The organism is Acidimicrobiia bacterium, assembly GCA_040881685.1.
Classification (GTDB): Bacteria; Actinomycetota; Acidimicrobiia; order IMCC26256; family PALSA-555; genus SHVJ01.
Genome location: JBBECS010000054.1, coordinates 34443 through 52070 on the forward strand (window position 1 = coordinate 34443; position 17628 = coordinate 52070).

Below are 17628 nucleotides of genomic sequence, written 5' to 3' on the forward strand. Positions count from 1 at the left end.
TCGGCTGCTCAGCGGTCGAGTGTGGCCAGCAGACCGGCGAGATCCCGAAAGTCGCCCACTTCGAGGTCGACGTCGGGTCCGCTGGGCGTCGCGGCGTGGAGGCTCATCGGGCGACGGACGCGCACTGTCTTCCATCTCCGCGCGCGCGGACCCGCGAAGTCCTTTGCCGGATTGTCGGCAATGTATACGCACCTCGCTCCTGGCACCCCGAACACCTGCTCCACGCCCTCAAACGCGCGGGGGTGTGGCTTCGCATAGATGTCGCCCAGCTCCGCCGTGAACACGATCGTTCGGGCCCACTGGTCGACCCCGAGCGCACGGGCCTTCGCCCGTTGGGATTCGACGGGCCCGTCGGTCACGACCGCGAGCGCGACGAGTGGCGCCAGCGCCTCCACAATCCGGGCCGCGTCGGGGAGCAACTCGATGGCTGGCTCGTGACGCCGGTAGACATCGACGAGGGCGAGGACGATCCGCGGCGAGGGCTCGACGCCACAGTCCCGAAGCACGTCGTCGAAGATCGTCCCGCGCCCACCAGCCTCGAACCGATCCCAGGCGCGCTCGCCGAAGTGCGTAACACCGAGCTCGGTCGAGGCCCATTCGTCCGCCGCTCGGAAGCCGCTCTGCACGTAGTCCCGCTCGAGGTACACCGTGTCGTCGAGGTCGAAGACGACGCAGTCCGCCGCGGGAATCATCGGCCCGAGCCCTGGCCGAGGCCCACGTCGCTCGCGTCGACGAAGATCGCATCGTCGTAGCGCAGCATCACGACGCCGTCGCGCCATTCGTCCGCGACCGCGCTCGGCGAGAGACCGGCCCCGTCCTCGAGGAGCCAGCGGGGAAAGGGCGCGCCTGCCTCCCACGAGAGCGGGAACCCACCACCGAAGCGCGGATTGATCTCGATGATCCGCGGCTGCTTCTCGTCGGCGTCGAGGAACACCTGGACGTTCAGCGCGCCGTACGCGCCTGGGAGCGCCTCGACGACGCGGCACGCGAGTTGCTGGAGCAGCGGGCACCGGACCGTGACGCCCTTGCTCACCTCACCACTTCGAACCTCGAGTCGGCGGCGCGGAACCGCGCAACGTGCCCGTCCGGAACGATCAGCGAACACGTCGACGGTGTACTCGTGCCCGCGCGCGACCTCCTCAACGACGACGTCGGCGTCCGCGACGAGGTCGAGCTCGTCGGCGCTGCCCACTGTGGTGACCCCGATCGATGCACTCCCCCGCCGGGGCTTGACCACGAGTGGGTAGCGCCAGCCATCGCCGCGGCCGAGCACCGCGTCGGGGCGGGCCTGGCGCACGGTCGGGAAACCGTTCGCCACGAGCCATTCGTTCGTCCGGAGCTTGTCGGCGCCGACGTCGACCGTCTCAGGATCCGAAATCGCGACGATGACACCGGCGTCCGCGAACGTCCCTCGGTGAGCCGCCAGCACCGCCAGCTCGGTGTCGATCGTGGGCACGATCAGGCGAACGTCATGGAGACGGCACACCTCGAGCAGCGCGGGAACGAACTCTTCGGAGATGCAGCGCGGGACGACGACCGCCCGATCGGCGGCGTGGAAGGCTGCCGAGAGCGGCGACGCGTCCGCCGCGATCACCATGCCGTCGGAGCTGAGTTCGCGCAGGCTCGCGCGAAACGCGCGGAGCAACGCGACCCGCCGTCCCGCCGAGGAGAGCAGCACGTTCCCGGTCATGATCGTCGCTGCAGGTTCGAGCGCCCGCTGGGGGACTCCGTCTGTGCGGTCGCGCCGAACTCCGGCATCGTTGCGTGGTCGCCGTGGCTGATGCCCTGGCGGCGGAGGAGATGAGCGACCGTCATGCCGAGGATCCGGAGGTCGAGACCCAAGGAGCGGTGATCCACGTACCAGACGTCGAACTCGAGCTTCTCGTCCCAGCCGACCGCGTTGCGTCCATTGACCTGCGCCCAGCCGGTGACGCCGGGGCGCACGTCGTGCCGGCGCGCCTGGCCCGGTGTGTAGCGGGTCAGGTAGCGGACCGGAAGTGGCCGCGGCCCGACGAGACTCATGTCGCCGCGGAGCACGTTGACGAGCGACGGGAGCTCGTCGACGCTCGTGCTGCGCAGGATCTTGCCCACGCGCGTGATGCGCGCGTGGTCCGATTCGGGAATCGTCTCCCCGGCACGCAGACCGCGCATCGTTCGGAACTTGAGCAACTCGAACGGACGCCCTCGACGGCCGGCTCGCGTGTCGCGGAACAGAACAGGGCTGCCCATCGTGACGCGGACAGCAAGCGCCACCACGGCCAGCACCGGCGACGTGAGCACGAACAGGAGCGCCGTGGCCGATACGTCGACGAGCCGCTTCACCCGTTGTATCCCCTCTTGCGCGCTTTCATCGAACCCCGATGCTTTCAAGCCTAAGAACCATCGTACGCCGCGCGTCGGGCGGCTGTTGTTCCACGTCGAGCAACAAGAGCAGTCGGTAGAGTCACCTGGATGGCGCGCTTCGACTTCGTCAGCCGGGAAGCCTTCTCGCTCGCGTTTCTCGTTGCCCTCGCGGGCAGCGCTGTGATCGCCGTAACCGCGCTCGCGTATCAACGCTGGCGCGCGACGAACCGCGTGTTCCCCGTGGCAGGCCTCGTCGGCGTCGGTGCTGCGATCCTCGCTCTTCGAGAGACCGACGCGGTGCTGGGCGATGCCGACGACCTCTACCGCGGCCTTGCCGCGTTGGCCGCGGCCGGCCTCGTTGCGGCCATCCCCAAGGTCCCCTGGTTCGTGCGGCTCGTTACGCTGGTCCCAGGAGCCGTGCTCGTGTCGGACGCCGCGTCATCGGTCACTCACAGCAAGATCGGCGGCGATTGGGTCCGCGTTCTGGTGCTCGTCGCCGTGGTGGCCGCTGGTACCGCGATCGTCGGCTTCGATCGCCACTATGCGCGAGACGGACTCGGGCCCGTCGCGCTCGCTGTCACTGCTGGCGGTGTCTTTCTCTGTGTCCCCGACACCGAACAGGCGTTGTCCCTCGTCGGGGCGTTCGCCGCCGTCGCGCTCCTGGGCTGGCCCAAGCCTCTCTGTTCGCTCGGAGCAGCCGGAGCAGCCCCGGCGGTCGGGCTCGTCGCCTGGACCACGGCCGTCGGCGGACGGGGACGTCCGGCATCGATCGTCGGGGGGATCGCGTGCGTCGGATTGCTGTTGCTCGAGCCCGCCGTCCGTTCACTGCTCCGATCGCGGGCGCGCCCGGCACCGCGTGAGCCTTGGTCACGGGACGCGCTCGTGATCGTGGCCATTCACCTCGGTGTCGTCGTGCTGTGCTCCCGGCTCGCGGGTTCTCGATCATCGGCGACGGTCGCGGCCGTCGTCGTCATCGTCGTCTTCTCCACCGCGGGCCTGCTGCTGTGGCGACGCATCTTGCCGGCGCACGTGCCCACGTGAGACGACGAGGCAGTCCGAGCGTGAGCGGAGGTCAGCTCCTGCCGACAACGAGGGCATCAGCAGTACGACAACGAGGTAGAGCAGGAGGCCGCTCACGACGATCCCGATGATCGGTGCCTCACCCGCGACGAGCGACACCGCAAGGACCGGGAACGCGAGCGTCCCGACGACCACCAGTGCGGGGCGCAGGAACGACCTCTTGGGCCTCATCACTCCGTCGGAGAGGGCACGGAGGTGCCTCGCGCTGCTCCTCGACGCTTCCGTCGACGCGTCCGGCGCATCCACGATGACGACAGCATGACCGAACCACCCGCCACACGGGTGGATTTCGGTTATTGCAGCATCGCCGAAATGAGGTCGTCCCACGCGTCGGCCACCCGGTCGATGGAGAAACGCTCGAGGCACCGGCGGCGCGCGGCCGACCCGAGCGCGCTCGGCGCACGCAGCGCGCGCTCCAGCGCGTCGGCGAAGCCCGCCCGATCACCGGGTGGAACGACATAGCCGGTCATGGTGTCGGCGACGATCTCACGCACGAAGCCGACGTCGGTCGTGACGACGGGGAGGCCGCAGAGGCCCGCTTCGATCAGGGCCCCCGGAAGACCCTCCGTGTGACTGGTGAGCACGACGACGTCCGCAGCCGCGAGCGCGAGCTCCGGTTGATCCGTCGGCCCGGCGACGTGCACGCGGTCGGGCGCGACGCGCGATGCCTCGGCCTCCGCTGCAGATCGCTCGGGACCGTCGCCGACGACGAGCAGATGAAGCCCGGGGATCGACGCGACGGCCTCGATCGCCAGCCTGACGTTCTTCTCCGGGCTCAGCGCGCCGAGGTAGAGCGCGACCGGTGCCTCCGCCAAGAGCTCGAAGTGAGCACGGGCGCGCCGACGAGCCTCGGCGGTCGCTGGCGTGAATCGCTCCGTGGGGACACCCTTTGGGATCACGCGGATCTTCTCCGGCGAAACGCGATAGCGCGCGTTCAGCTCGCCTGCGGTGGCTGCAGTGAGCGCGACGACGGCTGACGTCCGACGCAGGAAGGCAACGCTTCGGAGCCGGCGGGCGGGGGTCGTACCCCAGTGGGCGGGATCCCCGACGTTGCGGTAGACGAACGGCGTGCGCGTGCCGGTCGTGGCGAGCGCGCACGCCGGGAGGGTCGTCGAGCCGTGGGCCACGACGAGACCAGCATGGCGAGCTTCGGCTCGCAACGCGCGCAGCGTGGCGATTCCGAGCCGGCTGGTCCCGAGCGTCGGCACGTCGAGCCCGCCCTCTTGGCGACCGCGCACGAGCGCGACGGTCCGTACCGACCGCCCGCGATCGGTGAGGGCCCGCTCGAGGTCGGTTGCGAAGACCTCGGCGCCGCGCCGGTCGGTGCTCGTGATCACCTGGAGGACGTCGACCGTGTCAGGTCCGGTCCGCGGCGCCTCGCTCGCTCGGCGGCTCATTGAGCGTCGAGGCCCTCCCCCTCGCCGAGGCGCCACACCCGCTGACCCATCGAGGGCACCCAGGCCGCGGCCAAGCGGGCCCAGCGCCGCGGCGACCGCGGCTCGGCGCGCACCGCTGCTGCGAGCAGACGTCGGGCCTCGCGACGCTTCCCGATGCGCGCTGCACTGACCCCGGCGATGGAGAGATAGTTGGCGAGCGCGCGGGGGGAACGACTGATCCGCTCGCGATGATGCTCCAGCACGTACACGACCCCCTCGTACAACAGGGCAGCGGTGCTCAGGGGGCGGTCGGTGGGCGGGCGTGCCTCGATCTTCACGCCCGGCTCCGCCACGCTCCGTACCTCGAGCCCGAGGTTGAGGCAGTGGGGAACGAGGCGGAACGCGAGCTCGGTGCCGTGGGTCGTCTGCAGTCCCGGTGCGTAGCCGCCGACGCTCTCGAAGAGCTCGCGACGGACCGCGAAGGTCCCACTGGCGAACGACCCCACCTGGTCGTCGTACGCCGGGCCGAGAGGCATGGGCTCCTCGGTGCGCAACGGCGCACCTTCCGCGTCGACGACGATGCGACCACAACACACGATCCCGCTGGCCGGGTCGGCCCGTTCGGCGCGGAAGAGCTCGAGCCAGCACGGCAGCGCCTGGTCGTCGTCGTCGAGGAACGTGAGCCACCGACCACGGGCGATCTGCGCGCCGGCGTTCCGCGCCGCAGAGAGGCCACCGTTCTGTTGGCGACGAAGACGGATCCGGTCGTCCCGGATCGCCGACACGACGTTCGCCGTATCGTCCGTCGAGCCGTCGTCGACGACGATGAGCTCGAAATCTGTCACCGTCTGCGCCAGGACGCTGGAGATCGCCCGCGGCACGATCGAGCTGCGGTTGTACGTGGGGATCACGACGCTGAACGCGGGCGCACCTGGGGCCGACGCGTGGGCGAGACCCGCGGAACCCTGGTCTTGCATCATCGGCGTGGGCCGTGGCCGGCCGCGCGGGATACCGACGCGAGCGAACGGCGATAGAACGCGACCATGTCGTCGGCCACCTGCCCGATCGTGAAGTCGGCGAGGAAGCGCCGACGAGCGACGTTCACGCGTCGCTCGGTGGCTCCGCGTTCTCGGAACACACGCGCAATCGAGCGCGCGAGGTGCTCCGGCGGCGAGCTCGGGGCCACGAGAACCGCGCTGGCTTCGTTGACGACCTCGCGGATCTGTGGAAGGTCGGTCACGACGATCGGGAGCTCGAGCGCCATCGCCTCCATCACTGACCCCGGCGAGCCTTCGCGGCGCGAGGTCAGCACGAAGACATCGGCCGCGCACAACAGATCAGGGACGTCGTCACGACCCCCGAGGAACGTCACCGAGTGACCGAGGCCGAGCCGATCGACGAGCGCGCGGAGGTCGGTCGTGGCGCCGCCTTCTTGTCCGGCGACGAACAGGTGGATCGCGTCGACGTCGGCCGCCAACGACGGCATCGCTTCGAGGACGACATCGAGGCCCTTCGCGTGCTCCTGGCGTGCTACCGCCAGCAGGACGCGCGCGTCCGGCGCGAGACCCAGTTGCTCTCGTGCCGTGGCCCGACGCTGCGGTGTCCGAGCGCCGAGCGAGTCCGGATCTCGGCCGCGCGGTACCACGTCGATGCGGTTTCGCGGATAGCGGAGGTTGTGCGCCATGAGGTCCGCGACGTGCGCGGATACCGCGTGCAGCCGTACCGCGAGTCGGGCGGTCAGCGCGTCGACGACCTGCGCACCTCGCAGCTTCCAGCGTCGCAGCGCTGGGTTGCTGCGATGGGCGGGTCCGTAGTGCTCGCTCACGAGGCTCGACACCACGGGTGTCCGCGTGCGGCGCGCGGCGACGCGTCCCGCGAGGTCGCTCTCGAACAAGGTCGTATGGACGAGGTCCGGGCGTCGCCTTCCGAGCAGTGTCGTCAGGCGTCGCATCCGCTCCATCCGTCTGTTGCCATCGACGAAGTGGAGCATGGCACCCGCGCGCTCAAGGTCGGCCTGGAGGCCCGGTCGGTCATGCAGGTAGGCGACTTCGAGGTCGACGCCCCGCGCGGCGTAGTGGGGTGCGAGGGCGAGCAGCGAGCGTTCGGCACCACCGGGCACGAGGCTGTCGATGACGTACAGAAGACGCAAGCCGGGCTCTCAGCGACGCGGGGTGGACGGCTGCTTCGGATCCGCCCATGGGATGACGGTCCGACCGAGTCGCCCACGATAGCCGTCGACCACTCCGCGCAGCTGCAGCAACGAGAACCGGGCTCCGTAGCGCGGACCGTGACCCCAGGACGCGACCGTGCGAACGAGCGACTTTGCAGTCTCGCGCCGGGCGAGGTCCGGTCGGTCGAACATCTGGCGCATCGCGTAGACGTAGTTGCGGGTGACGTAGTAGCGCCGCCAGATCGCGTCGTAGGGCTGGCGCGGCAACTTGGCGCGGTGCACCGTCACGCCAACCCGATTCGCGATCTCGCGGTTGCGGTACATGAGCTCGCCGTCGACCATCAGGCGATATCCGGCCTTCGCCACGAGCAGGCACCAGATCGGGTCGTAATGCCCGAAGAAGAACTCGGGGTCCGGCGTCCCGATCTCCTCGAGCACTCGTCGGCAGACCGTCAGCTGCTGACCACCACCGACGATGTCGACGGGGACGTCGCCTGTCAGCTCATCGTCGCGCAGCCGGCGCTGCTCCCCCGTCGTCCAGTCCCAGCGACTCCCGACCGCGGCCACGACGCCGAGCCGGCCGTCGTCGTTCCGCTCGATGAGGGCACGGAGACGCTCGACCGTGTCGGGTGTGAGTGGCGGATCGTCGTCGTCGACGGAGTGGATCCACTCGCATCCCCGGTCGAGGAGAAGACGCATCCCGAACGCGACGCCACCGGCTGAGCCCAGGTTCTCGCCGGTGGCGCAGTACTCGAGGCGGGCATCCCCGAATTCGCGAATGACGGAGGTCGTCTCCTCGTTGTCGCCGTTGTCGATCACGACGACGAGCTCGGGAGGAACGGTCTGTGCGATGAGCGCGCGGATCGTCTCCCGAAGCTGGGTCGGGCGATTGAAGGTCAGGATGAACGATCCGAAGCGGGGCGCGCTGGCTTCAGGCATTCCTGGCATCAGATCCAAGCACTCGCGGCTCCTGGCAGGTGATCCGTCAATGGTGCCCGCCGAGTCATCGCCGTCGCGGCGCACCGCCGCATACGTTCGCGCGGGTCCCGAGGGTAGCCAATCGCGCGCTCCGCGGGACGCTCAGCACAAGTCCTCACCGGTGCTTCGTCCGATTGACCAGCCGCTTGAGCGGGTCTCGGACGGTCCGCATGGCCACTCCCAACATGGGGAGGGGGTCGTCGAAAGCGAAGCTCGAGGTGGCTTCGTATCCGACGATGGAACGCAGCCACCGATGGACCGGGATGTCATCCTCGCGAGCGGCGACGACGTCCTTCCAGGGTTTGCACCAGCGGGCGCCGATGAGCACCGGGCCAATCGGAGGTCGAGGGGTGCCCGTGAGGTCGGCGTAGACGAGCGCGGGGATGTTGACACCTGCCACGGCCCCCAGGTGGTGCCAGAGGTTGAAGCGCGGGTTGATCTCGAGCAACCAGAGGCGCCCCTCCGGATCGCGCTTGAAATCCGCCTTGGCCACACCCGTGAGACCGAGGGCATGTGTGACCTTCCGCCCGAGCTCCTTCACGTCGGTCTCGTCGGTGATCGTCACCGCCGTCGACTCGCCGAACATGCGGGGCAGCGTCCTGATCTTCCGGCCCGTGAACTCGGCCACGATCTGGCGTCGATCGTCGATGTAGACGTGATAACTCTCCACATGCGTCTCCCCACCGGGGATGAGCTCCTGGACCATCACGGTGGCACCGCGCGCCTCGAGACTGCCCCAGAGCTCCGCGAGCCCGCCGGCGTCGGGTACCTCGAGGGCCTTGGCTGCGCCGGCGACCGACCTCCAGAGTTCGTCCATGTGCCGGCATGGCTTCACGACGACCGGGAACCGAAGTGCCCGCAGATCGAGGTCGGAGACGCCGGGAGCCAGCACCTCAGCGCGCGGCACCGGAAGGTCGTGAGTCCGCGCCACCGCTCCGAGGCGGGCCTTGTCGATGAGAACCTCGACGAGATCGGCGCTCGGAACCACGAACCGAAAGCCTTCCTGCAACCGTTCTCGGTGCCGCGAGATCATGAGAAGTTCGGGATCCCCTTGGTAGAAGAGAACCGGCGGCAACTTCTGCCGCCCAGCCCAGGCCGAGAGTCGCTCGACAAGGAGTTCCTGCTCGCTCCACGGATCGATGACCCAGTCGATCGCGTCTCGGCGAAACCGGGAGAAGCGGGGAGGCTTCCATCGCTGGGTGACGACAGCGCCGCGGATCCCGGCCAGAAAGAGTGGGCGGACGAGATCCATGTCACCGATCACGCAGGCCTGTGTTCCCTCGGCTCCGCGGCGGGCGCCTGACCTAGCCACTCCTGCCTGCCAACTCCAACGCCTTGTGCTTGACGAAACGCCGAGCCTGGTAGCCGACGACGCGCGGCCGCCGGCGCTTCCATCCGTAGATCGCCTCGGCCACGGCGACGTCACTCGTGCGAGTCGGCACCGGGACGGGACAGGTCGCATCGGCTCGGAGCACGACCAGCGGATCCGGGCCGTCCGGATAGTCGACGAACCAGCGAGCCTCGCGCTTCAGATGGGCGTCGGATCCGAACGCGACCGCCTTACCGTGGCGCGCGCAGAGCTCGATCGCCTCGCGATTCTCCTCGCGGTTGCAACGCGAGTTGAACACCTCGATCACGTCGGCGCCCGCGGCCAGCTCCTCGATCTCCTTGTGGCTCCGGTATGGGTGAGGCAGCCAGACCATGGCCCCGTACTCGCGAGCGAGGACTCGGAGCGAGCGCCACGTCTTCAGATCGGACACCGGAGGGACCTCCTCCGAGGGGAACACCACGATCACGTCGCCGAGATCGGTACGAATCTCCGCGGCGACGGGCACGATCAGGGGCAGCCCCTGCCTCCCCACGATCGACCGTGCCTCGAGGCTCCCGGCGAAGGAGTCGTGGTCGGTGATCATTGCCAGGTCGACAGCGTTGGCCCGCAGCACCCGGAGCAAGACAGGTACCCGGAGTCGGCTGTCCCAGGAATGACGCGTGTGGATGTGGGTGATCGCTCGCATCTACTCGTTGCTCAAGCGCTCCCCGTGGAGCGTCTCAGGACGCCGGGTGGGTTCCGCCGCCGGCGAACGCCGGACGCGCCGGTGGCGCCGCCGGAGCGACCGGGCGGCGCGGGTCCGCCCACGGTCGAGGCGGCCAGGGACGCCTCGTCTCGAGAGCATGGCGGCGAGCAACGTGCGCTCGCCGTTCGCCCATCGTCGTTTGTATTCCTGCCCCCCGCGCATGAAGTCGACCTCGGTAATCCCTCGCTGCAACGCGTCCGCGATGGCGCGATGGTTCACGAGCTGACCGGGGCTGAACTCGCCGTAGTCGGGGTCGAACGCGCCCTTGAGCATGTAGAGCCGCGAGCGGTACTCCAGATCGAGCTCGACGGCGATCGGGCGCCCGTCGGCGCTGAGGGTCAGGAGCCGGGTGCGGCCGACGATGTCCAGGGCACGGATGGCATCGAGGAGGAAGCGCTCCGACGCGGGGTCGGCCAGCAAACCCTGGAGGCGATCGGTCTCCCCCGCCCACCGCCGACGGTGGACCTCGAGGAACGCGTCGAGGCCGGCCTCCAGACGCCCGTGGGTGTGGTGCTCGAAGACCACCTCTCGATGTCGCTCCTCGAGCCGCCGGAGACGCTGGCCGATCTTGTGCCGCTTCGCCGCCTTGCGCAGGTCGAACCCGGCGGTTGCGTCCGTGTACGGGCACGAACCGTCGAGCGGCACCTCCGAGTAGCCGATCCCCGGAACGCCGCGAAGGCTGCGGCGCAGGAACTCGACGAAATGACTGTCGGCCACCAGTCGCGAGAAGACCACCGGGTGTCCCCGGCTCGTGGCGACCTCCTCGAGGTGGCCAAGCAGCAACGCCACCGCCTCCTCCTCGCGCCGCACCAGGACGATGCCTCCATAGTCACCCGCGTCGTGGCTCACCGACTCGAAGAAGGTGCCGACCACGGGGCCCACGCCCACGCGCGAACGCATCAACGGGGCAGTCGCCACGAGATCGTCGCGCTCCCACATGGTGATGACGTGCAACTGCGCCGCGGCCCCGAAATGCTCCCACCACGTCCGCAACCACTCCCACGTCAGGAACACGTTGGCATCGACGCTCGCGTCGCACGCCGCGTTCCACGGCGCGCGCAATCGATCGAACTCCGCGACATCGCTCACGACGCGCAGCTCGAGCGGGGTACTCATGTGTTCACCGCCCTAACCGCGAAGCACCCGACGGCGAAAGCCGGAGCCGCCGTTGCAGCGACCGGGCGATACGAAGCCGCTGGCGGTCGGATCGCCCCGCCAGTCCAGCACGCGTGAGTGTCGCGGCAACCAAGGTCCGCTCACCGTTGGCCCACCCTCGCTTGTACTCCTGTCCGCCGCGCATGAAGTCGTACTCGGTGACACCGCGCTGCATTGCGTCTTCGATCGCCCGTTTGCGCAGCAGCCAGCCCGGGCTGAACTCGGCGAACTCCGGGTCGAACGCGACCTTGAGCATGTAGAGGCGTGCGCGGTACTCCAGGTCGAGCTCGACCGCGATCGGGCGCCCGTCGGCGGTCAACGTCAGGAGTCGTGCACGACCGATCTGGTCAAGGGCTCGGATCGCGTCGAGGAGGAACTGCTCCGACGCCGGATCTGCCAGAAGCCCCCGGAGGCGATCGGTCTCCCCCGCCCACCGCCGACGGTGGACCTCGAGGAACGCATCGAGACCGGCCTCCAGGCACTCGTGGGTGCGGTGCTCGAAGACCACGTCGGGGTGGCGCTCCTCGAGTCGCCGGAGCCGCTGCGTGACCCGGTGCTTCTTCGTCAGCTTCTCGAACTCGAAGCCGGCGGTGAAGTCGATGAACGGACATGCACCGTCGAGCGGCACCTCCGTGCAAGCGAGCGTCGGCACCGAGGCCAGTCGCCGTCGCAGGTGCTCGACGAACCGGCTGTCGGCCACGAGCCGCGAGAGCAGCACCGGGCTACGCCGACTCGTCGCCACGTCCTCAAAGTGCGCGAGCAGCAATGCCACTGCTTCCTCCTCGCGCCGCACCAGGACGACGCCGCCATAGTCGCCGGCGTCGTGGCACACCGACTGAAACAGCGTGCCCTCCACCGGCCCCACGCCGACCCGCGAACGCATCAATGGCGCCGCCGCCACGAGCTCATCGCGCTCCCACAGCGTCACCACGTGCAACTGCGCCGCGGCCCCGAAATGCTCCCACCACGTCCGCAACCACTCCCACGTCAGGAACACGTTGGCATCGACGCTCGCGTCGCACGCCGCGTTCCACGGCGCGCGCAATCGATCGAACTCCGCGACATCGCTCACGACGCGCAGCTCGAGCGGGGTACTCATGTGTTCACCGCCCTAACCGCGAAGCACCCGACGGCGAAAGCCGGAGCCGCCGTTGCAGCGACCGGACGACGCGGAGCCTCTGGCGGTCCCGGCGACCAGCCGGCCCGGCGCGCGTGAGCGTCGCCGCGACCAAGGTCCGCTCACCGTTGGCCCACCGCCGCTTGTACTCCTGTCCGCCGCGCATGAAGTCGTACTCGGTGACATCGCGCTGCAATGCGTCTTCGATCGCCCGCTTCCGCAGCAGCCAGCCGGGACCGTACTCGGCGAACTCAGGATCGAACGCGACCTTGAGGTTGTAGAGGCGCGCGCGGTACTCGAGGTCGAGCTCGACCGCGATCGGACGCTGCCCGGCATTGAGGCTGAGGAGCCGTACCCGGCCGATGCAATCGAGGTTCCGGATGGCATCGAGGAGGAAGCGCTCCGACGCCGCATCGGCGAGCATGCCGCGGAGACGCTCGGTCTTTCCGGCCCAGCGTCGTCGGTGGACGTCAAGGAATGCCTCGAAACCGGCGTCCAGACGCGCACCGGTGTGATGCTCGAAGCACAAGTCGCGATGTCGCTCCTCGAGGCGCCGGAGAAGCCGCGGGATATCCCGCTTCTTCGTCAGCTTCTCGAACTCGAAGCCGGCGGTGAAGTCGATGAACGGACATGCACCGTCGAGCGGCACCTCCGTGCAAGCGAGCGTCGGCACCGAGGCCAGTCGCCGTCGCAGGTGCTCGACGAACCGGCTGTCGGCCACGAGCCGCGAGAGCAGCACCGGGCTACGCCGACTCGTCGCCACGTCCTCAAAGTGCGCGAGCAGCAATGCCACTGCTTCCTCCTCGCGCCGCACCAGGACGACGCCGCCATAGTCGCCGGCGTCGTGGCACACCGACTGAAACAGCGTGCCCTCCACCGGCCCCACGCCGACCCGCGAACGCATCAATGGCGCCGCCGCCACGAGCTCATCGCGCTCCCACAGCGTCACCACGTGCAACTGCGCCGCGGCCCCGAAATGCTCCCACCACGTCCGCAACCACTCCCACGTCAGGAACACGTTGGCATCGACGCTCGCGTCGGCCGCCGCGTTCCACGGCGCGCGCAATCGATCGAACTCCACGACATCGCTCACGACACGCAACTCGAGCCGGTTCACCGGTCGGAGCCTCTCACGTCGTCGGAGCGGGCTCCCCCGGCCGCAGGACTGGCGGTGCCCCATTCGAGGTCGCTGTCGCCCGCGGTGAGGAGCCAGCTCCGTCGCCTCGACAGCGCGGATCGCAACTGCTCATCGCCATCGGAGAAGCGGACCATGAACCGGATGGGCGGGTCGGGACCGCGCTGGAACCGCCGGAACGCCATGGAGCGCAAGAGTCGGTCAGCCGACTCGTTGAGGGTCTTGCAGACTACGGCCACTGCCCCCTTCGCCCTGGCGTGGTCCGCGACTCGCGTGAAGAGCGGGACGACCCAGCCCGGCGCCACCAGATAGTCCACGATGAGCGCCACCCGCTCGTCACTCCACGCCGTGAAGCGAACCACGGCGTATCCGACCACCCGCCCACGCCGGACGAGGTAGAAGCGATGGTGCCGGGTCCGGTCGGGTCGCTGGTCCCATCGCCAGCGCAGCGTCGGGGCGTCGCGCACCGCGAGGACCTGATAACGAGGCGCGACTACCTCCCACAGATCGTCGGCTCGCTCGTCGAAACGCTCGATCGACTCGAGCCGCGCGGCCGCCAGCCGGGTAAGGGAACCGTGCACGGCACCGACGGCCGCGAGGGCGGGTGTCGCAACCGCAGCCGCCGGCCGGCGCCAGCGCTCCGGGACGGGGCTGACCGACAGGGCACGGCGCGCGACAAGCGGACGCACGTAGACGGGAACGATGCCGAGGTCGGTCCATCCCCCTCGCAGATACGCTCGATACCCCTTCTCGGAAATGTTCAGGCCGCCCACGATGTGGTTCACGTCGAGCTGGGCCTCGACCAGCGCGGGACCGACGCCGCGCAGCCGCCACGCGGGATCGACCATCAGGTCGATGGCCCAGGCCGCGCGACACGTGCGATCGCCGACTTTGAGCTCGAACGGGATCTCGGCCTGTTGGCCGACCACGGCGCCGTCGCGGCGACAGATCCAGAGGCCCGGGCCGTCAGGCAAGCGACAGGGGTTCCGGTCGAACAGCCAGGTGGACCGGTCGGGGTCGATCTGGCGTGACCCCGGTCCGAACATCCGCAGCTGGAAGTCGCGCAGCGCGTCCCGATCGTTGTCGACATAGCGAGTGATGCCCGCGCGGGCGCGCGTGGCAAAGCTCATGACGCTCCCGAAGAGACTTCGACGTGCTCGACGAGGAGCGCGTCGCGCAGCCCGCGTTCCGCGGCGTGGCGCTTCGCCACGATGTCACGGAAGACCCGCTCGACCTGTTCGATGGTAAGCCCGACGACACGTCCGGCTTCAACCGCGGGGACACGATGCTCCCACGCGTAAAGCATGAGGTCCATCTCCGCGTACGGCAGCGCGAAGTAGAACTCCTCCTGGGTCTGGGGCAAGCTGTACGTGTCCGTGGTCGGGGGTTGGTCGCGAATCTCCTCGGGGATGCCGAGGTAGGCCGCCAGTGCGTAGACCTGTGTCTTGTAGAGGTGCGCGATGGGCTTGAGATCGGCGAGCCCGTCGCCACCCCGCACGAAGAACCCCAGCTCGTACTCGAGTCGGTTCGGTGTCCCGAGTACCGCATAGTTGCGTGACTCCGCGTGGAAGTACTCGATGAGCTTACGCGTCCGCTGTTTCATGTTCGTTGCCGCGACGACTTCGAGGTACACGTCGGTCGGCATGCGTCGGGTCGATCGGTCGCCCGAGGGCGACTCCACGGTAAGGGTGAAGTAGCTGACGCGATCGCGGTCGAGCAGTCCCTCGGCGAGCGCGACCTTCTGGCGGTACCCGGCTCCGTAGTCGGAAAACAGACGGCGGATCGCCTCGTCACGCCGCTCGTAGCAACCGAGCGCGGCAAGCGCGGGGCCGATGTCCTCGAGAACGGACGTGATGCCGAAGTGCTCGCAGAGCGCCCGCCCCCGGGCCGTGCTGCCGTCGGCAGTGTCGGCCTCGGGCATCAGGAGGGCGACGACTCGATCGGCGCCGAACGCACGTGCCGCGAGCGCGGCGCACACGGCCGAGTCGACGCCGCCGCTCACGCCGACCGCGACCCCGCGACGGTTCAACGTGCGAGACACGGCCTGCAGCATCGCCGCTTCGATGGCGGACGCCACGCGGGCGCCATCGATGTCGAGAACACTGCGGTCGAACGACGTGCTCATCGGGGAAATCCTCCACCGTCGGGGACCGAGGATCCGGTGTGGGCTTGCCCATCGCGCTGCTCGGCGCGATCCTCGCCGGAATGATCCTCGAGCACGCACAGGTGTGCGTGCTCGAGTCGACGTCGACCATCGCGGGCCCGCTGCCGGAAGCCGTCGAAGAATGCTTGGCCGAGCAACTGCAGCGTGAGAAGCCCGACCAGTGCCATCTCCTCGCGCTCACCTGACATCCGGCCGTCGCTGCGCGTCGCTTTCGCGACCAAGTGCGCGGCTGCCGTCGGGTCCACCAGCCCGAGGCGCGCGATGTTCGCGGGAGACACCAGCGCACGGATGTACTCTGGCATGTCGGGGCCGAAGAGCGCGGTCGTCATCGGCGCGCGATAGGGCATCTTGGGACGTCGCCAGATCTCGGGGGGCAGGGAGCGTGACGCGAGGCGTCTGAGCGTCACCTTGTCCCGGAGCGCCGGCATCTTGAGCCGGGTCGGCAGACCGGAGCAGAACTCGACCACGCCAGGGTCGAGGAACGGATACCGGACCTCCACACCGTGCGCCATCGCGACGCGGTCGCCCTGGTACGAGAGCAGGTACGACGAGAGGAAGCTGTGGATCTCGATCCACTGCGCTCGTGCGAGTGGCGTCAACGCGTTCCAGTCAGCGGGCAGCTCCTTCTCGGCCGCTCGGTTCATCGCGTCGAGGTCGATGCTCCCTCGCAGATCGGGTGAGAGCACGCGCGTCGACCAGCCCGTGTTCCGCCATCGGATCAGGTGAGAGTAGAAGGGATGGTCCGTATCGGTCAGCCCGCGGCCGAAGAATCGCTGCCAGAGCTGGCTGTCCCTCGCTCCGGCCGCGGCCACCTCCGGATGGAGCCGGGCGAGCAACGCGGGGCGCAGCGCCGAGTCGGGCTGCCGGGCCCAGAACCGGCGCACCTTGTCCTCCTTGAAGATGCTGTAGCCCGCCAGCAGCTCGTCGGCGCCTTCGCCGGTCAACACCACTTTCATGCCCGCCGCGCGCACGAGTCCGGACAGCAGGAACAGCGGCACGGGCGCAGTCCGTAGGAGCGGTGCCTCGCAATGCCACACGACGTCCTCCAGCGCGTTCTGGATCTCGGGCGCGCCGCAGACGATCTCGTGGTGTTCCGTGCCGAGCTTCGTGGCCATCCGGCGCTGCTCGGCCGTTTCGTCGAACGCAGGATCGGCGAAGCGCACGGCGAAGGTCTGGAGTGGGCTCCGATCTGCACTCCGCGCGAGGTCGGCGATCACCGACGAGTCCAGACCGCCACTGAGGTACGCGCCTACGGGCACGTCGGCCCGTAGCCGCAGGTCGACGGCATCGGAGAGTTGGTCGCCGAGACGATCTGCGGCTTCGTCGAGTGTGAGGTCGCGAAGCGTCGCGTTCTCGGCGAGATCTGCTGCCCAGTAGCGATGGGATCGTTCCGTCAGGTCGCTGTCGATGGACAGCGCGGTTCCGGGCGGCACCGAGCGGACGCCCGCGAAGACGGTGTGGGGCGGTGTCGTGGACCAGCGCGTGAACACCTCGGCGAGGCCGTTGGCGTCGATCTCGGGTTCGAGGTCGTCGCACGCAAAGAGTGCCTTCACCTCCGACCCGAACAGCACTCGGCGGGCCGACCGCGCGTAGTGAAGGGGCAAGATCCCGAGACGGTCTCGAACGAGCCAGAGGAGCCGGCGGCGGGCGTCCCAGAGCGCGAACGCGAACTGACCATTGAGCATCGTCCAGGCGCGGGGGCCGAAGCGCTCGTAGCAGTGGACGATCACCTCGGAGTCTCCGTCGGTGTAGAAGCGGTGACCGAGGCTTGCCAACTCACGGCGGAGCTCCAGGTAGTTGAAGATCTCGCCGTTGAAGGACAGCCAGATCGTGCGGTCCTCGTTGTGAATCGGCTGAAATCCCCCCGCCAGGTCGATGATGCTCAGCCGCGCGTGCGCCAACCCGACCCGATCGTCGCGATACAGACCGTAGCCATCGGGTCCACGATGCCCGAGCATCGCGATCATCCGGCGAAGGTCCTCCAAGGACACCGGCCCGGATCCTGCCAGGATGCCGGCGATTCCACACATGACGC

General features: G+C 68.9%; 16 protein-coding genes. 1 reads left to right on the top strand and 15 read right to left on the bottom strand.

What is annotated here, in order from left to right; translation table 11 throughout:
• Positions 1–8: 8 nt before the first annotated feature.
• The 3 genes from WEE69_14840 to WEE69_14850 are packed head-to-tail and all read right to left on the bottom strand — an operon-like array spanning position 9 to position 2322.
• Complete coding sequence (locus WEE69_14840; protein MEX1146576.1) at positions 9–692, bottom strand: HAD family hydrolase; 684 nt, start codon at positions 690–692, stop codon at positions 9–11.
• A complete protein-coding gene (locus WEE69_14845) occupies positions 689–1690 on the bottom strand; it encodes an ATP-grasp domain-containing protein (protein ID MEX1146577.1) in 1002 nt (333 codons plus the stop codon). The genes WEE69_14840 and WEE69_14845 overlap by 4 nt, the downstream gene beginning before the upstream one ends.
• On the bottom strand, positions 1687–2322 hold the full coding sequence (locus tag WEE69_14850) for a sugar transferase (protein MEX1146578.1): 636 nt from the start codon (positions 2320–2322) through the stop codon (positions 1687–1689). Before WEE69_14850 ends, WEE69_14845 begins: the two co-directional genes overlap by 4 nt.
• Positions 2323–2451: 129 nt before the next feature.
• On the opposite strand from WEE69_14850, the gene WEE69_14855 reads away from it, so the two are divergent.
• Positions 2452–3384, top strand: coding sequence for a hypothetical protein (locus WEE69_14855; GenBank protein MEX1146579.1), 933 nt, complete (start codon positions 2452–2454; stop codon positions 3382–3384).
• A gap of 332 nt (positions 3385–3716) precedes the next feature.
• On the opposite strand, the gene WEE69_14860 is transcribed toward WEE69_14855, so the two are convergent.
• The 12 genes from WEE69_14860 to asnB all read right to left on the bottom strand — a co-directional run bounded on the left by WEE69_14860 (position 3717) and on the right by asnB (position 17623).
• Entirely contained in the window at positions 3717–4820 is a 1104-nt protein-coding gene (locus tag WEE69_14860) for a glycosyltransferase family 4 protein (GenBank protein ID MEX1146580.1), read from the bottom strand.
• Positions 4817–5779: a glycosyltransferase family A protein gene (locus WEE69_14865; GenBank protein ID MEX1146581.1), complete on the bottom strand. Its 963-nt coding sequence runs from the start codon at positions 5777–5779 to the stop codon at positions 4817–4819. The genes WEE69_14860 and WEE69_14865 overlap by 4 nt, the downstream gene beginning before the upstream one ends.
• Positions 5776–6948, bottom strand: a complete 1173-nt coding sequence (locus WEE69_14870) for a glycosyltransferase (protein MEX1146582.1) — start codon at positions 6946–6948, stop codon at positions 5776–5778. The genes WEE69_14865 and WEE69_14870 overlap by 4 nt, the downstream gene beginning before the upstream one ends.
• A gap of 9 nt (positions 6949–6957) precedes the next feature.
• A complete protein-coding gene (locus tag WEE69_14875) occupies positions 6958–7908 on the bottom strand; it encodes a glycosyltransferase (protein MEX1146583.1) in 951 nt (316 codons plus the stop codon).
• 154 nt (positions 7909–8062) lie between these two features.
• Positions 8063–9211, bottom strand: coding sequence for an ATP-grasp domain-containing protein (locus WEE69_14880; GenBank protein MEX1146584.1), 1149 nt, complete (start codon positions 9209–9211; stop codon positions 8063–8065).
• A gap of 40 nt (positions 9212–9251) precedes the next feature.
• Positions 9252–9962 carry a PHP domain-containing protein gene (locus tag WEE69_14885; protein ID MEX1146585.1) on the bottom strand — a complete coding sequence of 237 codons (711 nt, stop codon included), beginning with the start codon at positions 9960–9962 and terminating at the stop codon, positions 9252–9254.
• On the bottom strand, positions 9963–11138 hold the full coding sequence (locus tag WEE69_14890) for a GNAT family N-acetyltransferase (GenBank protein ID MEX1146586.1): 1176 nt from the start codon (positions 11136–11138) through the stop codon (positions 9963–9965). It abuts the gene before it with no gap.
• Between the two features lie 4 nt (positions 11139–11142).
• Positions 11143–12276 carry a GNAT family N-acetyltransferase gene (locus WEE69_14895; GenBank protein ID MEX1146587.1) on the bottom strand — a complete coding sequence of 378 codons (1134 nt, stop codon included), beginning with the start codon at positions 12274–12276 and terminating at the stop codon, positions 11143–11145.
• Positions 12277–12280: 4 nt separating this feature from the next.
• The gene (locus WEE69_14900) at positions 12281–13411 is read right to left on the bottom strand and encodes a GNAT family N-acetyltransferase (GenBank protein ID MEX1146588.1); all 1131 of its coding nucleotides are present in this window, start codon (positions 13409–13411) and stop codon (positions 12281–12283) included.
• Positions 13408–14559, bottom strand: a complete 1152-nt coding sequence (locus WEE69_14905; protein MEX1146589.1) for a GNAT family N-acetyltransferase — start codon at positions 14557–14559, stop codon at positions 13408–13410. The genes WEE69_14900 and WEE69_14905 overlap by 4 nt, the downstream gene beginning before the upstream one ends.
• Positions 14556–15554, bottom strand: a complete 999-nt coding sequence (gene nadE, locus WEE69_14910; protein ID MEX1146590.1) for an NAD(+) synthase — start codon at positions 15552–15554, stop codon at positions 14556–14558. The genes WEE69_14905 and nadE overlap by 4 nt, the downstream gene beginning before the upstream one ends.
• Positions 15551–17623, bottom strand: a complete 2073-nt coding sequence (gene asnB, locus WEE69_14915) for an asparagine synthase (glutamine-hydrolyzing) (GenBank protein ID MEX1146591.1) — start codon at positions 17621–17623, stop codon at positions 15551–15553. Before asnB ends, nadE begins: the two co-directional genes overlap by 4 nt.
• Positions 17624–17628 lie beyond the last annotated feature (5 nt).